The 14,750-nt window shown below is 67.7% G+C and carries 19 protein-coding genes; 18 read left to right on the top strand and 1 reads right to left on the bottom strand.

Annotation, left to right across the window (positions count from 1 at the left end; genetic code table 11):
• Nucleotides 1–65: 65 nt before the first annotated feature.
• Nucleotides 66–935: a S24 family peptidase gene (locus tag ACWPMX_RS07925; RefSeq protein ID WP_455699492.1), complete on the bottom strand. Its 870-nt coding sequence runs from the start codon at nucleotides 933–935 to the stop codon at nucleotides 66–68.
• Here ACWPMX_RS07925 and ACWPMX_RS07920 point away from each other — a divergent pair.
• The 18 genes from ACWPMX_RS07920 to ACWPMX_RS07835 all read left to right on the top strand — a co-directional run bounded on the left by ACWPMX_RS07920 (nucleotide 928) and on the right by ACWPMX_RS07835 (nucleotide 14,750).
• A complete protein-coding gene (locus ACWPMX_RS07920) occupies nucleotides 928–1,302 on the top strand; it encodes a hypothetical protein (protein WP_455699491.1) in 375 nt (124 codons plus the stop codon). The two genes, ACWPMX_RS07925 and ACWPMX_RS07920, sit on opposite strands and share 8 nt — an antisense overlap.
• A complete protein-coding gene (locus ACWPMX_RS07915; protein ID WP_455699490.1) occupies nucleotides 1,302–1,766 on the top strand; it encodes a phage regulatory CII family protein in 465 nt (154 codons plus the stop codon). Before ACWPMX_RS07920 ends, ACWPMX_RS07915 begins: the two co-directional genes overlap by 1 nt.
• Nucleotides 1,763–1,933 (top strand): hypothetical protein, encoded by a 171-nt coding sequence (locus tag ACWPMX_RS07910; protein WP_455699489.1) that lies wholly within the window; start codon nucleotides 1,763–1,765, stop codon nucleotides 1,931–1,933. The genes ACWPMX_RS07915 and ACWPMX_RS07910 overlap by 4 nt, the downstream gene beginning before the upstream one ends.
• The gene (locus ACWPMX_RS07905) at nucleotides 1,933–2,298 is read left to right on the top strand and encodes a hypothetical protein (protein ID WP_455699488.1); all 366 of its coding nucleotides are present in this window, start codon (nucleotides 1,933–1,935) and stop codon (nucleotides 2,296–2,298) included. Before ACWPMX_RS07910 ends, ACWPMX_RS07905 begins: the two co-directional genes overlap by 1 nt.
• A complete protein-coding gene (locus ACWPMX_RS07900; RefSeq protein ID WP_455699487.1) occupies nucleotides 2,298–2,987 on the top strand; it encodes a hypothetical protein in 690 nt (229 codons plus the stop codon). Before ACWPMX_RS07905 ends, ACWPMX_RS07900 begins: the two co-directional genes overlap by 1 nt.
• Nucleotides 2,984–4,153 carry a DNA polymerase III subunit beta gene (dnaN, locus tag ACWPMX_RS07895; protein WP_455699486.1) on the top strand — a complete coding sequence of 390 codons (1,170 nt, stop codon included), beginning with the start codon at nucleotides 2,984–2,986 and terminating at the stop codon, nucleotides 4,151–4,153. Before ACWPMX_RS07900 ends, dnaN begins: the two co-directional genes overlap by 4 nt.
• Nucleotides 4,153–4,374 carry a hypothetical protein gene (locus ACWPMX_RS07890; protein WP_455699485.1) on the top strand — a complete coding sequence of 74 codons (222 nt, stop codon included), beginning with the start codon at nucleotides 4,153–4,155 and terminating at the stop codon, nucleotides 4,372–4,374. Before dnaN ends, ACWPMX_RS07890 begins: the two co-directional genes overlap by 1 nt.
• On the top strand, nucleotides 4,371–5,399 hold the full coding sequence (locus ACWPMX_RS07885) for a DUF6551 family protein (protein ID WP_455699484.1): 1,029 nt from the start codon (nucleotides 4,371–4,373) through the stop codon (nucleotides 5,397–5,399). Before ACWPMX_RS07890 ends, ACWPMX_RS07885 begins: the two co-directional genes overlap by 4 nt.
• On the top strand, nucleotides 5,399–6,040 hold the full coding sequence (locus ACWPMX_RS07880; RefSeq protein WP_455699483.1) for an MT-A70 family methyltransferase: 642 nt from the start codon (nucleotides 5,399–5,401) through the stop codon (nucleotides 6,038–6,040). Before ACWPMX_RS07885 ends, ACWPMX_RS07880 begins: the two co-directional genes overlap by 1 nt.
• The gene (locus ACWPMX_RS07875; RefSeq protein ID WP_455699482.1) at nucleotides 6,037–6,666 is read left to right on the top strand and encodes a helix-turn-helix domain-containing protein; all 630 of its coding nucleotides are present in this window, start codon (nucleotides 6,037–6,039) and stop codon (nucleotides 6,664–6,666) included. Before ACWPMX_RS07880 ends, ACWPMX_RS07875 begins: the two co-directional genes overlap by 4 nt.
• Nucleotides 6,663–7,340, top strand: a complete 678-nt coding sequence (locus tag ACWPMX_RS07870) for a hypothetical protein (RefSeq protein WP_455699481.1) — start codon at nucleotides 6,663–6,665, stop codon at nucleotides 7,338–7,340. The genes ACWPMX_RS07875 and ACWPMX_RS07870 overlap by 4 nt, the downstream gene beginning before the upstream one ends.
• Complete coding sequence (locus tag ACWPMX_RS07865) at nucleotides 7,337–7,672, top strand: hypothetical protein (protein WP_455699480.1); 336 nt, start codon at nucleotides 7,337–7,339, stop codon at nucleotides 7,670–7,672. Before ACWPMX_RS07870 ends, ACWPMX_RS07865 begins: the two co-directional genes overlap by 4 nt.
• Nucleotides 7,669–9,738 (top strand): DNA primase family protein, encoded by a 2,070-nt coding sequence (locus tag ACWPMX_RS07860; protein ID WP_455699479.1) that lies wholly within the window; start codon nucleotides 7,669–7,671, stop codon nucleotides 9,736–9,738. Before ACWPMX_RS07865 ends, ACWPMX_RS07860 begins: the two co-directional genes overlap by 4 nt.
• A gap of 276 nt (nucleotides 9,739–10,014) precedes the next feature.
• The gene (locus ACWPMX_RS07855; protein WP_455699478.1) at nucleotides 10,015–10,617 is read left to right on the top strand and encodes a hypothetical protein; all 603 of its coding nucleotides are present in this window, start codon (nucleotides 10,015–10,017) and stop codon (nucleotides 10,615–10,617) included.
• 145 nt (nucleotides 10,618–10,762) lie between these two features.
• Complete coding sequence (locus tag ACWPMX_RS07850; RefSeq protein ID WP_455699477.1) at nucleotides 10,763–11,185, top strand: hypothetical protein; 423 nt, start codon at nucleotides 10,763–10,765, stop codon at nucleotides 11,183–11,185.
• A gap of 34 nt (nucleotides 11,186–11,219) precedes the next feature.
• On the top strand, nucleotides 11,220–11,690 hold the full coding sequence (locus tag ACWPMX_RS07845; protein ID WP_455699476.1) for a hypothetical protein: 471 nt from the start codon (nucleotides 11,220–11,222) through the stop codon (nucleotides 11,688–11,690).
• Nucleotides 11,691–11,730: 40 nt separating this feature from the next.
• Nucleotides 11,731–13,485 (top strand): terminase large subunit, encoded by a 1,755-nt coding sequence (locus tag ACWPMX_RS07840; protein WP_455699475.1) that lies wholly within the window; start codon nucleotides 11,731–11,733, stop codon nucleotides 13,483–13,485.
• Nucleotides 13,485–14,750 carry a phage portal protein gene (locus ACWPMX_RS07835; protein ID WP_455699474.1) on the top strand — a complete coding sequence of 422 codons (1,266 nt, stop codon included), beginning with the start codon at nucleotides 13,485–13,487 and terminating at the stop codon, nucleotides 14,748–14,750. Before ACWPMX_RS07840 ends, ACWPMX_RS07835 begins: the two co-directional genes overlap by 1 nt.

The following is a 14,750-nucleotide window of genomic DNA, read 5'->3' as shown; positions in this document are numbered from 1 at the left end:
GCTTCGCGTCGAGGCCCGCTAGAACAGCAGGTCCCTGAAGCAAGTCCAGGGCAGGCAACGATCTCCTAGAAGAGGAGATCGTTGGGCCGCAGGATGGGGTGGATGCGGACGACGTCTTCCTTCGGGATGATGAAGGTCAGTTCCGGGTTGAACTGTTCGAGCACGTATTCGTGGGCGTTCTGGCGGACCAGACGCTTGGCGAGGACGCTGCCGACGGTATTGGTGCCGGGTGCCTCGCGCAGCTGCACGAGCACGTAATCGCCGGCGCGGACCGGGCGGCGGGGATCGACCAGGCCGATGTCGCCGGGTTCGAACCGGCGGACCATGCTGTCGCCGTGGAATTCGATCGCGTAGAGATCGTTCGCTCCCGCGAGCGCGGCGGGGCGGCGGATGAAGCGGCGGGTGTAATCGGGGTCGAAGGTGGAGCGTTCGACCTGCACCCGCTTGCCGCGCGTCCCTTCGACCAGCACCTCGAGCGTGGCGCAATCGCCGGTGCCGACCAGCGGGATCGGCGGCAGTTCGGCGGGCATCCCGCGATAGGGCAGGCGATCGGAGCGGACGATGCCGACCTCGCTCTTCACCTGACCGGGTTCGTCCACCACGCCCATCAAATAATCGGTGGTCGTCTCCAGCTCGATTGCGAGCGCGTGCATGCGGGTCGATGAGGGCACGTTGAACCGCTCCGCATCGAAGAGATCGCGCACGTAGCCCGCGTGGGCGCCGATCGCGAGGCTGACGCTGCGCATCGATTTTCCGGGCAGCGCGTCGATCCGCTCGCGCAGGCGGGCGGGCAGGACCTGTGCAAGATTGCCGTTGTCGGGAACATCCACCATCGGTGGGTTTTCCCACAGATCGGAAAAAACCGCACTAGCGGGAAAACCCACTTGACCGATGGTGGGAATACCCATCATAAGCGGCGCCGCAATGATGGACATGGCACCCCTTTCACTCACCGACCGGCTGCGCATGTGCGCCGATCTGTACGCGGCCACGCCCGAGGGATCGCTGTCGCGGCTCGGCAAGCGGGCGATCAACGACGGCGCGTTCTTCGACCGGATCGGCGATCGCGGGCCGACCACGGCCACGCTCGAAAAGCTGGCGGCATTCCTCGCCGATCCAGCCAACTGGCCTGAAGGCGAGGTTCCGCAGGAGGCGATCGAGCTGGCGCATGTCGTCGGCGTGTCCCCTGTTGCCGTGGTTCCTGATGCCTTGGCCCCTGTCGATGCAGATAGCGCCGACGGGGCGGGGCGGTCAGCGGGAAACGCTGACGAGAGTTCCCCTGCCGTGCGGAGTGCGGCGTGATGCCCGCGGCGCGGCTCAAGCAGGCGGTGCGGCGCGCGATCGCGGCGTGCGGCGGAATCGAGGGCGCGGCGGCGACGGTCGAGAAGTCGACCAGCCACGTCGGCCGGTGGAATTCGCGCAACGACGGCGACCTGCCGACGCTGGGCGATGCGCTGCTGCTCGACGAGATCGCGGTGATGGGCGGCAAGGTGCCCGCCATCCTGTCGAAGCTCGCCAGCGAGCTGGGCCACGTGTGCATCCGCCTGCCCGAGGCACTGCCCGGCGCCGACGCGGTGACGCTGGCGATGATCGACGCGAGCGCGGAGTTCGGCGACGTCGCCACCGCGCTGCGCGATGCGACCGCCGACGGCGCGATCCGGGGCGGCGAGCCGGAAGCGATCGTGCAGCAGATCGACGAGGCGATGGCCAGCCTGGCGCGCATGCGCGCGCTGCTGGTGACGCCCGCCGGGGTGCGCGCGGCGTGAGCGCGGGCTCGATCATCCAGCGGCTGCGGTCGCTCGGTATCGTGGGGCGGGGCGATGTCGTCACGATCGAACGCCCGCGCGCGTACACCGGGCCGTATCCGATCCGGTCGCACCGCACGCTTGCAGAGGTGTGGGGGGCCGAGGTCGATGCGGGGGTGGAAAACTGATGGGCCGCCCGAAGACCAGCTATTCGCGTGGGGAACTGATCGCCATCTGCGAAAGCGCGATCGTTCCTCAAGCGAAGTGGCGCGATCGCGATAGCGAGAGTGCTCATTGCCAGCTTGGAAAATGTTGGGCGCTCCTTCGCGCAGGTTGCGAATTTCAGGTGCTTTACGAACCGAACTCGCGATCTGGTTTGTCTACTGACGATCTAACGATCTGGGTCGAAACTCTAAGCGAAGGGTTTGACTACTTCGAGTCGTGGGCGATGCCTGGGGATGCAGCCGCGCGGCGCGCGGATCTACGGCGGGAAACCCATTACCTGCCCACGCCTAAGCGGCTGAAAAATGCTGCTGGCGAGGATTGGTATTGATGTCGGCCGCGCTCGCCCCTGCCGATCGTGAGCGGTTCGCGGTGCAGCTGGCGTCTTCGGCTTCGGAGGCGGAGCTGCAGGCGTGGTTCGACGGGGCGACACCCGGCAAGTGGGCGGTCTATGCCGCCGGGCCGATGCTGCCCGCCGATGCCGCCGGGGTGCGCCTGGTGCGGGGGTGGGAGGCCGCGGGCCTCGTCAACCTGTCGCAGCAGCGCGACCCGCTCGACGTGCGGCGGTGGCAGTATGTCGTTTCGAAGGTTGCCGGTCGCGCTACCGGCTCCGCCTGCTTGAGCGCATCTGAGAATGGACGGGAGCGGAGCGGCGCGAACGGCGCCGCCGTGCCTTCGGGTCGATCGCCCGCCCCGTCCGGCCCGCTCCGCAATCCCGCGACCACTGCGACCCGGTCGGCGGAGCGGGCCACCAGTTCCAGTGGCGCGAAACACCCTCGCGCGCAGATGAAGCTGCTTGCGGCGTTCTATGCCCGGAATCCCGAGGCCAGCCACGCCGACGCGGCGAAGGCGCTGGGGCTGACCGGCCGCCGCGGGATCGAGCGCGCGCGCTACCTGCTCGTCCGCCTCGTCAGGGAAGGCCGCGCGAGCGTGGCGACCGACGGCACGGCGCGGCGGGTGACGATCAAGGGGCGGACGGCCCCAGGCAGCCACGCGGTTGGCGGAAAGGACACTCCATGATCACTGTCGAACGGACCCAGTTCACGAAGGCGTTGCAGCTCGCCGGGTCGGTTATCGAACGGCGGACGACCATACCGGTCCTCGCAGCGGTGAAGATCAGCGCCAACGGTGTGCTGCGTATTGAGGGCAGCGATCTCGACACGACTGCCGAGGCGTCGATCGAATACGAGGGCGAGGCTCTCGACGGGATCAGCCTGCTCGATCCAACACGCGTCCGCGCGGCTATCGACCGGTCTGGCGGCGCGAAGGTCGCTTTCAGCGTGGACGAAAACCGGTTGGCGGTGAAGAGCGGGAGCCTTGCCGCGTCGCTCTCAACGCTCCCTGCCGACGATCACCCGGGCGCTGATCGAATCGCCGACGAGCGCTTCTCCGCCACCCTCGGCGCGCGCGAGCTGGCGGAAATCGAGCGGATCTCGGCCGCGATCTCGACAGAAGAGACGCGGTATTACCTCAACGGCGTGTGCGTCCACAGGATCGGCGACTGGTTGTTTCGGTTCGCGGCCACCGACGGTCACCGGTTGATGCAGGTCGACGTGCCGCTGCCCGACGCGGACGGCGAGTTGCCCGCCGGCACGATCATCCCGCGCCGGTTTCTCGAGCGGGTCCAGAAGCACCTCGCCAAGGCCAAGGACGGGGTGCGGCTTTCGTTCGGCGGGGTGCGGATCGGCAATGGCGCCGACAAGACGCTGGCGCCCGGTACCGTGGGATCGCCGAGGATTGCGATCGCGGGACAGGTCGGATCGGTGACACTGGCCATCTCGAGCAAGCTGATCGACGGGACCTATCCCGATTATTCGCGGGTGGTGCCCGGTGCACCGAAGTATCACGCGCGACTGAGCAAGGCAGCGTTGGTGCAGGCCGTTCAATCGCTGACGGCGCTGGCTTCGGAGAAGACGCGCGCGGTCAAGCTGACGGCGGGCAAGAAGTCGATCGTCGTGTCGCTGCGGTCGCCCGACCTCGGCGAAGGAACTTTCCCCGTTCCGGCCGAGCACAACCTGCCGAAGGATTTCGAGATCGGCTTCAACGGGCAGTACCTGATCGATTGCCTCAACGCCCTAGACGGCGACGAGGTGGCGATGGGCCTGGACGACGCCTCCGCACCGGCGAGGATCGAAGACCCCGCCGACACGGCGTTCCTGTCCGTTCTGATGCCGATGCGCGTGTGATGGACGTGCTGGCCGCCCCGACAGACGCCGTTGCCGACGTGCTGGCGTACATCGATCGGAAGATCGCGAACGCGCGCGCGGTGGCGGCGGCGAAGGTGGGCTTCGACGACGAGGCGAAGGTGGCGATCCGGCAGCTCGAAATCCTGCGCGACGATCTGAAGGCCGAGTTGCATGTCGGGTGTTCTGGGGAGCCTGCCGAATTCCAGGGGTTCAATCAATGAGCCGCCCGGCGACCACGCGGCTGAAGGTCAATCCGCCGTTGGGGCGGATGCCGGTGTTGCAGTTCGCCATGCCGGGCGAGCTGGCGATCGATGCGGCGTACCAGCGGTCGATCGCGGCTAGCGAATCGCAGGCGTTGATCCGGCGGATCGCGCAGCACTGGAACTGGGACCTGTGCCAGCCCCTCGTGGTGTCGCGCCGGGTGATACCCGCCTCAAGCACCGAGGGGGTAGGCGAACGGGAACAGCTTTACGTGATCGACGGTCAGCACCGGCTCGAGGCGGCCAAGCTTCGCGGCGATATCGCCCAGTTACCGTGCGTGATCGGCAGCTATGCCTGCGCGGCCGACGAGGCGGCGAGCTTTGTCCACCTGAACCAGCAGCGGCGCGCGCTCAACGCGATGGACCTGTTCCGGGCCGCGCTGGCCAGCGAAGACCCGACCGCCTCCGCCATCGTCGGCGCGCTGACCGACGCGTCCCTGTCGCTGGCACCGCACAGCAACCACACCGCGTGGAAGCCGGGCATGGTGTCGAACATCGGCGGGATCCAGCGCGAGTGGCGGCGTTGGGGCGAAACCGTCTGCCGGGCCGCGCTGCGCGTGCTCGGCAGCGCGTTCCCGGGCGAAGTGCTGCAGTACGCGGGGACGATCTTTCCCGGCATCGTGGCGGCATGCCGCGCAGGCGACGACGAGACGCAGCTGATCGCCAAGCTGGGCGAGCATGGCCAGAAGGCACTGCGGCGCGATATCGCGATGGCGCGGGCCGTGGATGCGACACTGGGCCTGTCCGGCGCGTCCGCCTTCGTCGTCCGCGCGCTGGTGGCGGGCAAGCCGCTCGTGCCGCAGGCGAAGGGCAAGGTGGTCGACATTCGGGTCCACACTGCCGTGCCCGCTGCGACGGCACCTGCAACGGATGCCCTGATCACGTTCCGGGGCACGCGCTGGTGCGACCAGTGCGACATGAAAGTGAGCCATGCCGAGGCGATCGGCTGCAAGAGCCGCTGGTGCACGCTGAGGAAGCTCGGCTGATGGATCTCGGGTCGCTTCCATCGCAGCACTTCGGGTGCATCCTGGCCGATCCGCCGTGGGCGTTTCGCACGTTCTCGGGCGAGACCATGACGCCGCACCGCTGTGCCGAGGATCATTATCGCACGATGACGTTCGACGAGATGGCCGCGCTGCCGGTCGGCGAGCGGGCGGCGAAGGACTGTGCGCTGTTCATGTGGATCGTCGGGAGTCACCTGACCGAGGCGATCGCGCTGGCCGAGGCGTGGGGCTTCACGTTCAAGACCGACGCCTTCTACTGGCTGAAGCAACGCCTGATCGGCGCGGACCAGATCGACCTGTTCACCGGTGACATTCCCGAGCCGCGCATGGGGTTCGGATACTGGACCCGCAAGCAGGTGGAGCCGTGCTGGCTGTTCACGCGCGGCAGTCCGCAGCGACTGACCAAGGGCGTGCGGCAGGCGATCGTCGAGCCGCGCCGCGAACACAGCCGCAAGCCCGATTGCCAGTACGACCGGATCGAGAAGCTCGTCGGCGGCCCGTACCTCGAGATGTTCGCCCGCACCGAGCGGCCGGGGTGGACCGCGTGGGGCAACCAGGTGGGGAAGTTCGAGCAGCCTGCGCCAAGCGGCGCTGCGACGGGCGACAAGGAACTGGCGGCGTGAGCGAGCCAGCGTATCTAGCCAACTGGGAGCCGACTTCGGCGCAGCGGGCGGCGCGGGACGCGGTGGCGCGGGCCTTCGGGGTCGATCCGTGCGCCGTCGTGTCGAAGAGCCGCAAGGCGCACGTCGTGCGGGCGCGGCAGGCGGCGGTGTGGGTGCTTCACCGCAAGTGGCCGACGCTGTCGTGGCCGATGATCACGCGGACCTTGAACCTGGGCGACCATTCGAGCGCGATCTATGCCGATCGGAGGATGGAAGCGCGGCGCGCGCGCGAGCCCGACGTGGCGGCGGCGCTCGACGCCCTGCTCGCAGGAATCGAAGTGCCCAAGATCGCGCCGGTGGTGCTGCCGCCGCACATGCGGCCGGGGCCGAACTCGCGTTCCGGTCGGCCGAGCCGACGGCGGACGCTGCTGGGCGAGGGGCCGATCCTGTCAGCGTGCGAGAACCTGGGCGACGGGCCTGACGGGGTGCGCCTTCCCGGTAACGAGATCGAGAGGCGGCGCGAGGAAGTCGCCGCCGCGCGCGCGGCGCACATTGCGCTGTGGCTGGCGCGCGAAGCGGAATCGAAGCTGCGGATCACGCCCTCACGTAGGCGACAGGCGGTAGGGCGAGCGGAGATCGCGGCATGAGCGCGCTGGAACAGCATGCGCGCGTGGTGGCCGAGGCGCTGGTGGCGGGGGTCGATCTCGACTGGCTCGACTGTCCGCTGGCGCGGCAGATGGCGGAGCTTTCGATGCCGTGGGCCGCGGTGCAGGCGCTGATCGGGATGGGGGTGCCTGCGGGCTTCCTCGGCTCGCTGACCGGGCGGGGCGACCTGGCCGTGGCGCAGGTCGAGCTGCACCGGGACGGCACGTTCACCTTCGGCGGGCCCGACCGGCGGCTGATCCTGGCGGTGCGCGATGCGGCGGGCGACCTGGTCGACCTGCTGGCGATCGCGAGCCACTGCGCCGACGAATGGGCGCTGCTGACGCGCGACGGCGACGTGCTGGGCGAGGCGGTTATCGAGGCGGCCGAGGCGCGCGCGGTGGCGCACGGGCGGGCCGAGCTGCGGCTTTACGGCACGCCGCTCGCGTGGATGCGCGCCGGCGGGGATCTTCCGGCCTCAAGTAGCGGCGCGGTAGGCCGACAAAGAGGCATCTGCGTGACCGACTGGGGGCGACCGGCGATCGGCCGGCTGCGGGCGCTGGGCGAACGGGTGACGCTGATCTGCGACGTCGGCGCCAGCGACCGCCTGCGCGCGATGCTGGCGCACGGCGGGCTGCCGATCGTGGCCGAGGATCGAGCGATGCGGAGGGCGGCGTGAGCGTGAGGCCGGGAAATTATTCTACAAAGATCATCGAGCAGCTGCACTGCGGCCAGCTCCAGAACATGGGCGTCGGCGATCAGTCCGTTATGCGCTGGGTGATAAACTCGATCGAGCGAGCGCACCACTTCCTGTTGCCCGATTGTGGCAAGCTGCTGCCGCGCGACACGACGAAGCCGATGTATATCGAGCCGGACCTGATCAATCCACCATTCGACACCATCATGCTCGAATACGCCGCTGAAAGCGGGGTGAACGCGACGTTCGTCAAAGGTAACGGCGAGGGGTTCGTTCACAAGGACTACTCCGTCCAAGCGCCGGCGACCGCATGACAACCCGCAACGTCCTGTCGGGCGGCGGTTCGCCGCGCAAGCCGCAGCGCGCTCAAGTAGCCGGAGGCGGTAGCGCGGACGAACACAACCCCGCGCCCCCAGCGGGCGGCGGCTCTTCCGAAGGTTCCGGCTATGGACCTCCGCCGGCTGATGATCGCGGGGGTGCGGGGTCTGGTGGCGGCAACGGGGCCTCAAGTAGCGGAGCGGTAGGCCCGGCAGGAAACGGGCGCATTCGCGTCAACGTCGATCCCGAGCGCGATCTCGCCTGTGCGCGGCTGCCGCTGACCGACCTCGGCAATGCCGAGCGGTGGCGGGTGCGGTTCGGGCATGACTTTCGCTTCTGCGCGGAGATCGGGTGGTTCGCGTGGGATGGGCGGCGCTGGGCATTGCTGTCCGAGGAAAAGGACGCGTTGCCGGCGCGGGTGATGCAGTCGGTGTTCGCCACGGTGCGCGCGATCCGGAACGAGGCGGCGCTGGTCGCGGCGAGCGGATATCCGCCCGTGCTCGGCATGAGCGACAAACAACTGCGCGAGCTGGAAGCGTGGACCGACGCCGAGAAGACGACGAGCTGGGATTTATACGCCAACGCGGCCGAACGGGCGGGCATCGACGGGCCGGGCGGGGTCGAGGTCGGGGATTGGCTCGCCGGTCTGGAGCCGATGGACGTGGTGCTCGGTAAAAAGCTGTGGTCGCAATCGATCGCGGCCTGGGCGAAGACCAGCGAGGGCGCGGGCAAGCTGCTGTCGATCGCGAAGCTGGCCAAGTCGTTCCCCGACGTGGCGATCGGGCCGGATGCGCTCGACGCGGACCGGATGGCGATCAACGTCGAGAACGGGACGCTGCGGATCGTGGCGAACACGCGCAAGCTGACCGACGAGGAACGTGCGGCTCGCGTCGCCGCGGGCAAGAAGGACGCGGCGTTCGTGACTGAGGGGGTGCGGATCAAGCGATTCCCGCACGATCGCGCCGACCTGCTGACGAAGCTGGCCCCGGTGAAGTATGCGCCGAACGCCGCCTGTCCGCACTATGACACGTTCATCGCCCGGGTGCAGCCCGACGAGACGATGCGGCGGTTCATCCACCAGTGGGGCGGGCTTTCGCTGACCGGCGACATCGGCGAGCAGAAGCTGGCGTTCTTCTATGGCGGCGGGTCCAACGGCAAGGGAACGTGGGTGGAGGCGGTGGCGCACCTGGCGGGCGATTACGCCGGGTCGATCCCGATCGAGAGCTTCCTCGAAAACGGGACCAAGCGGCGCGGCGACCAGGCCACGCCCGATATCGCGCGGCTGCCGGGGGTGCGGTTCCTGCGCGTGTCCGAACCCGAAAAGGGATCGGCGCTGAACGAGGGCTTGATCAAGATGGTGACCGGCGGCGACCCTGTCGATGCGCGGCACCTGAACAAGGGCTTCTTCACGTTCCTGCCCAGTTTCAAGATGACGATCAGCGGCAACCACAAGCCGAAGGTGAAGGACACCAGCGACGGCATCTGGCGGCGCATGCAGCTGGTGCCGTGGGAAGTGAACATCCCGGCCGAGGAGCGCGACCGCCAGCTGGGCGGCAAGCTGCAGGCCGAGGCGAGCGGGATCCTCAACCGGCTGCTCGAGGGGCTGATCGACTGGCGCCAGAACGGGCTGATCGAGCCCGAGCAGGTGAAAAATGCCACGCGCGCCTATCGCGACGCGTCGGACGAGCTGGGGCGGTTCCTGTCGGCCCTGTGCGAGGTGGGCGACGATCCGCTGGCGTGCCGCGTCAAATCGAGCGAGCTGTTCGAATATTACACCGCCTGGTGCGAGGCGGCCGGCGGCAGCTTCTGGAAGGCCAAGGGCTTCGTCGCGGCGATGGAAGACAAGGGCTTCGAGCGCAAGACGAGCAACGGCGTGTGGTGGCTGCGGGTGCGGTTGCGGGACGGTCTATCCGTCGAGGAAGTGAAGGCGGGCTACTGGCCCTCAAGCAGCGGCGCGGTAGGGCCGCAAGGCGCGTGGCCCGAGGGGGGTGGGGGCGGCGGTGCCGAATGGCCGCAACCCCCTGATTATCCGGACGATCCCGCACCGGACGACTGGGTGTGAGGCGGCGGCGCTCCCTTCCAGCCTCCGAATGGTGAAGTGGCCTCTTTTGGCGGAATGGAAGGGAACGCGGCGAGGGTTTTCAAGCACTTGGCCGTGCTTTGGAAGTGTGGAAGGCAAAACCGGCATCTTTCCGTGCGCGAGAATGCAATCGCAAATCTCTCACGGGAGTTACTCACTTTTGCCTTCCATCCTTCCATTTTGCTTATCAAGAGAGAGAAGAATGGGAGGTAACTCTATGAACTGGTTTCGGTTTTCGGGTTTTCGGGGGATCGCCTCGTGACTTCCATTCGGGCCTCGGGCGTGGGTTCCGGCGTTTGGAGCGTGGAGGGCACGGCCTCACGTAGCGCAGCGGTAGGCCGACAAGTCGCCTCGATTGAGGCGGTCGAGGACGCGCTGGTTGAGGTGCACGACCTCGAATGGCGGCAGCCGGGCGGCGGGCGGTGGCCCTATGCGGGCGACGGGCCGTGGCATCTCGTCCAGGGCGAGGCGGGCGATTATGCCGGCGACGGTGTCGACGGGGTGTCCCGGTCGGCGCGGCCGCGCTCGGCGCTCGATGCCGCCGATGTCGGGCGATACGAGGCGACGGTGGCGTGGCTGCGCTTCGTGCCCGATGCCTTCGACCGGCGGCTGTTGTGGCTGGCCACCGAGCGCGTCTATCGCGGGCAGGGACGGGACTGGCGCGGGATCGGGAGGCGGCTCGGGTGTTCGCTGACGACCCAGCGGCTGTTCCAGCGGTACCGGATGGGCCTCGCGCTGGTGGTGTGCGGCCTCAACGGGTGGCCGTCCCGGAGGGCGAAGGCGCTGCTCGGGCGCGATGGGCTGGTCGATGCACCGGTCGCGCGGCCGGCGATGCTGGTGCTGCCCGAGGAAGAGCGGTGATCGTTCGATTTATTCCAAGGCGCGGCGCGGCGGGGAAGCTCGGCTCGCGGGTTCGTCAAGCCTTGGATTTCTGTCCAAGGCCTATCGGCGCGCTTTCATTCCAAGGGTCTGATGGGGCAGGTTCCCGTCAGGCTCGGCGCTTGCCGTGCGGACCGGTGGAGCCGCGCTCCTGGTCCCACTCGCGGCGTCGGGCCACACTCTCAACGATCGGACCGGAGACATGGGGCGGCTGACCGCGCTGCCGGGGCGGCTCTCGCGCCTGCCGTCGCGCATCGCGGCGGCGCCCAAGCGGGCCGATCCGTTCTACCTCTCGGCGGAGTGGAAGGCGCTGCGGGCCGCCAAGCGGGGGCAGGGTCCGGCCTTCTGCCGGGTGTGCGGATGTGGCGGTCGGCTGATCCTCGACCATCGGGTCGAGCGGAAGGACGGCGGGGCGGACCTGCCGTCGCTCGACCAGCTCGATTGGTACTGCACCGCTCACCACAACGCGAAGACGGCGGCGGCCAAGGCGGCTCGCGCTCGCGGCGATGGGGTGGGGGGAGGTCGAAAGTCTGGCAGGTCGGCGCCCTAGAAACCGCTGTCCCCCTCATTCGGAGGTTTTTTTCTTGGCTGAGGTAATTTCGGAGGTCGACCTGTTCGGCGATCCGGTTGTGCCGCGCCGTGAAGGGCCGGGAAGGCCGGAGGCCGTCTGGAACCGCCGGGGTTCGGATCTCGCGATCCTGGGCTTTGCGCGCGGTCTGACGGTGAAGGAAGTGGCGGAGGTCGTCGGGCTCTGTCAGCCGACTTTCCGCAAGGTATATTTTTCAGAGTGCCGGAAGCGCAAGCAGGCCCGGCTCCGGGTCGAGATGCTGCAGCTCCGCCGGCTCAACGAGCAGGCGGCCGAGGGCAACGTCAGTGCCGAGCGCGAGCTCGCGCGGCGGCTCGACCAGCTACGCATGCGCGACTCCGCGACGGCGCAGGCCTCGGCCCCGCCGAGCAAGGAGCCGAAGCTCGGCAAGAAGGCAGAGGCGGAGCAGCGCGCGATCGAGCAGCGGGGGCTTTACGAGCCGCCGCCGGCGCCGTCGCTGATGAACTGATTTCACATGCGGCCCACCGCTACGCTGCTTGAGGCCTGACATGGCGACCTGGTCCACTGCCTGCCCGGACTGGGAGAAGCGGATCGTCGAGCAGCGCAGCCTGGTGCCGTTCGAGCCGCTGTTCCCGGCGGAGGCAGACGCGGCGCTCGAGGTGTTCAAGTCGCTGCGGATGGTGGACGTGCTCGGCCGCCCGACGTTCGGCGAGGCGTGCGAGCCGTTCGTGTTCGATTTCGTGCGCGCCATCTTCGGCGCCTACGATGCGAAGCAGGGGCGACGGCTGATCAGCGAGTTCATGCTGTTGATCAGCAAGAAGAACGGGAAGTCGACGATCGCCGCCGCGATCATGGTCACCGCCATGATCCGCAACTGGCGGTCGTATGGGGAGATGACGATCCTGGCTCCCACCAAGGTGGTGGCGGGGAACAGCTTCAAGCCTGCGGCGGCGATGATCCGCGCGGATCCGAAGCTTAACGACATGTTCCACATTGTCGACAACGAAAAGCTGATCAAGCACCGGGTCACAAAGGCGGAACTGAAAATCATCGCCGCCGACAGCGGCACGGTGGGTGGAAGCAAATCAGGGTTCGTGCTGATCGACGAGCTATGGTTGTTCGGCAAAATCGCCAACGCCGGTGATATGTTCGAGGAAGCCACGGGCGGGCTCGCGTCACGCGACGAAGGGTTCGTGGTGTACCTCACCACACACTCCGACGAGCCGCCGGCAGGCGTGTTCAAGGACAAGCTCGAATACTTCCGCGACGTGCGCGACGGGAGGATCGACGATCCGACCTGCTTCGGGATGCTCTACGAGTGGCCCGAGGCGATGATCGAGTCGCAGGCCTACCTGAAGCCCGAGAATTTCTACGTTACCAACCCGAACCTCGGGCGATCGGTGACCGAGGCGTTCATCAGCGGCAAGATCCGCAAGGCGAACGGCGGCGAGGTCGACGAGGACGAAGACACCGGCAGCATCCAGGTGGTGCTGGCGAAGTACCTGAACGTCGAGATCGGGCTGCGCCTTCGGCGCGACCGTTGGCGCGGAGCCGATTACTGGGACGCCGCGGCGGACCGGTCGCTGACGCTCGAGGCGCTGCTGGCGCGGTGCGAGGTCGTGGTGGTCGGCATCGACGGTGGCGGTCTCGACGACCTTTACGGGTTGTGCGTGGCGGGCCGCGAGAGCGGCACGGGGCGCTGGCTCTACTGGTTCCGGGCATGGGTGTGGCCCGACGTGCTGAAGCTGCGCAAGTCGATCGCCTCAACCCTGAAGGCGTTCGCGGCCGACGGCGACCTGACGATCTGCGAGGCGGCGGAGCAGAAGGCGGACCTCGACGAAGAGGACTCCGAATACGCGCTGCCGCAGGACATCCGCGAGATCGTGGACGTGATCGTGACGGTGATGGCCAGCGGACTGCTGCCGGAGAAGGGCGCGATCGGGCTCGACCCGCAGGGCGTCGCCGACCTGGTCGATGCGCTGGCCGCGGCGGGCGTGAAGGAAGAACAGATGGTCGCGGTCGGCCAGGGTTACCGGCTGATGTCGGCGATCGTCGGCCTCGCGAGGAAACTGAAGTTCGCCGGCGCGGTCCACAACGGATCGCCGATGATGGCCTGGTGCGTCGGCAACGCCAAGGAAGAGCAAGGGAGGCAGACGGTGATGCTCGTCAAGAACGCCTCCGGCACGGCGAAGATCGACCCGCTGATGGCGGGGATGAATGCGACGAAGCTGCTCGAGGCGAACCCTGAGGCTGGGTCGGGAGCTGGGTCCGTCTACAATCAGCGGCCGATGGTGGTGTGCTGATGGCGACGGGGTACAAGCTGTCTGCTGCGGCCGCCGCCCGCGAGGCGCAATGGGATGCGAGCCGGGGCGTTCTGCCCTTGTCGTCAGATCGGCCGTCGCCCGAGCCATTGACGGATGGCCGGTTCTGGGGCGACGAGGACTGGATCGCCGCACTCGGACTGCCGACCGAGGCGAACAAGGCCGAGACGGCGGCGCGAGTTTCGGCGGTTGCGTTCTGTGTCGGCACGATCGCCGACGTGCTCGGCAGTTTCGGAATCGACCTGCTCGATCGCGAACTGCGAACTGTAGAATCGCCGCTGGTGGGCGTTCTCGGCGAGGAGCCGAACCACATCCAGACGGCGCCGGAATTCTGGTCATCGATGGCGTATGTCGCCGCGCTGGAAGGGATGGCGATCGCGGAGCCGGTCGTCGGATTCGACCAGGTCGAGCTGTGGCCGCTCGATCCGCTCGTGACCAAAGTCGACTGGAAGTATCGGCGGTTCACGGTCGAGACATGGGCGGAGGGTCGCCTTCGTCACCTCGTGCCGTCGCAATTGTTCTGGTTCGGCGGGCTCGCGGACGCGACGATGAAGCCGCTGGTACCGTGGAAGATGGCGAAGGGTTCGATCGATTTCCAGCTCGCGCTCGAAGTCGGCGGTCGGCAGTTCTTCCGCAACAATCGGCGGCTCGGCGGCATCCTAAGCACCGAGCAGGCGCTGACCGAAGAGGGTATCGAGCATATCCGTTCGGGCATTGCACGTTGGAAGCGGGGCGGAATCCCGGTGCTGGAGCAGGGTCTCAAGTACCAGGACGTTGCCGGATCGAACGAGGACGCGCAGCTCGCCGAGCTGATCCGTCAGCGGACGCTCGAGATGGCGCGGTACTGGCGCATTCCGAAGTCAATGATCGGCGAGGATGGCGGGACCGCTGCGAGCCAGGAGCAGCAGGCTCTGGAGTTCGTAAAATACACGATGCGTCCGTGGGTGCGACGGATCGAAAAGGCGATTAGCGCACGTCTACTGCCGCCCGACATGAAGGCCGAGGGCATCCGCGCGAAGTTCAACATGGAGGGTCTGCTGCGCGGCGACAGCGCGACCCAGTTTCGCAATGCGGTGCTGGCGCGCACGGCGGGCACCCATTCGCAGAACGAGCTTCGAACCGGATGGTTTGGCATGCCGCGGATTGAGGCCGAGTGGGCCGACGATCCGCGGGCGCCGCTCAACAGCAACCGTGCGGCCGACGGCATCACCGGTGGCGAGACCGCGCCGCAAGACAAGGTAGAGTAG

The sequence above is a fragment of the Tsuneonella sp. HG094 genome (assembly GCF_053819285.1).
This window is presented reverse-complemented; position numbering and strand designations above follow the sequence as displayed.

What these genes read in the sequence shown, in the direction of transcription:
- ACWPMX_RS07920 (WP_455699491.1), top strand. Translation starts at nt 928, where the DNA reads ATGGACATGGCACCCCTTTCACTCACCGACCGGCTGCGCATGTGCGCC.
- ACWPMX_RS07925 (WP_455699492.1), bottom strand. Translation starts at nt 935, where the DNA reads ATGTCCATCATTGCGGCGCCGCTTATGATGGGTATTCCCACCATCGGT.
- ACWPMX_RS07915 (WP_455699490.1), top strand. Translation starts at nt 1,302, where the DNA reads ATGCCCGCGGCGCGGCTCAAGCAGGCGGTGCGGCGCGCGATCGCGGCG.
- ACWPMX_RS07905 (WP_455699488.1), top strand. Translation starts at nt 1,933, where the DNA reads ATGGGCCGCCCGAAGACCAGCTATTCGCGTGGGGAACTGATCGCCATC.
- ACWPMX_RS07900 (WP_455699487.1), top strand. Translation starts at nt 2,298, where the DNA reads ATGTCGGCCGCGCTCGCCCCTGCCGATCGTGAGCGGTTCGCGGTGCAG.
- dnaN (WP_455699486.1), top strand. Translation starts at nt 2,984, where the DNA reads ATGATCACTGTCGAACGGACCCAGTTCACGAAGGCGTTGCAGCTCGCC.
- ACWPMX_RS07890 (WP_455699485.1), top strand. Translation starts at nt 4,153, where the DNA reads ATGGACGTGCTGGCCGCCCCGACAGACGCCGTTGCCGACGTGCTGGCG.
- ACWPMX_RS07885 (WP_455699484.1), top strand. Translation starts at nt 4,371, where the DNA reads ATGAGCCGCCCGGCGACCACGCGGCTGAAGGTCAATCCGCCGTTGGGG.
- ACWPMX_RS07880 (WP_455699483.1), top strand. Translation starts at nt 5,399, where the DNA reads ATGGATCTCGGGTCGCTTCCATCGCAGCACTTCGGGTGCATCCTGGCC.
- ACWPMX_RS07870 (WP_455699481.1), top strand. Translation starts at nt 6,663, where the DNA reads ATGAGCGCGCTGGAACAGCATGCGCGCGTGGTGGCCGAGGCGCTGGTG.
- ACWPMX_RS07860 (WP_455699479.1), top strand. Translation starts at nt 7,669, where the DNA reads ATGACAACCCGCAACGTCCTGTCGGGCGGCGGTTCGCCGCGCAAGCCG.
- ACWPMX_RS07840 (WP_455699475.1), top strand. Translation starts at nt 11,731, where the DNA reads ATGGCGACCTGGTCCACTGCCTGCCCGGACTGGGAGAAGCGGATCGTC.
- ACWPMX_RS07835 (WP_455699474.1), top strand. Translation starts at nt 13,485, where the DNA reads ATGGCGACGGGGTACAAGCTGTCTGCTGCGGCCGCCGCCCGCGAGGCG.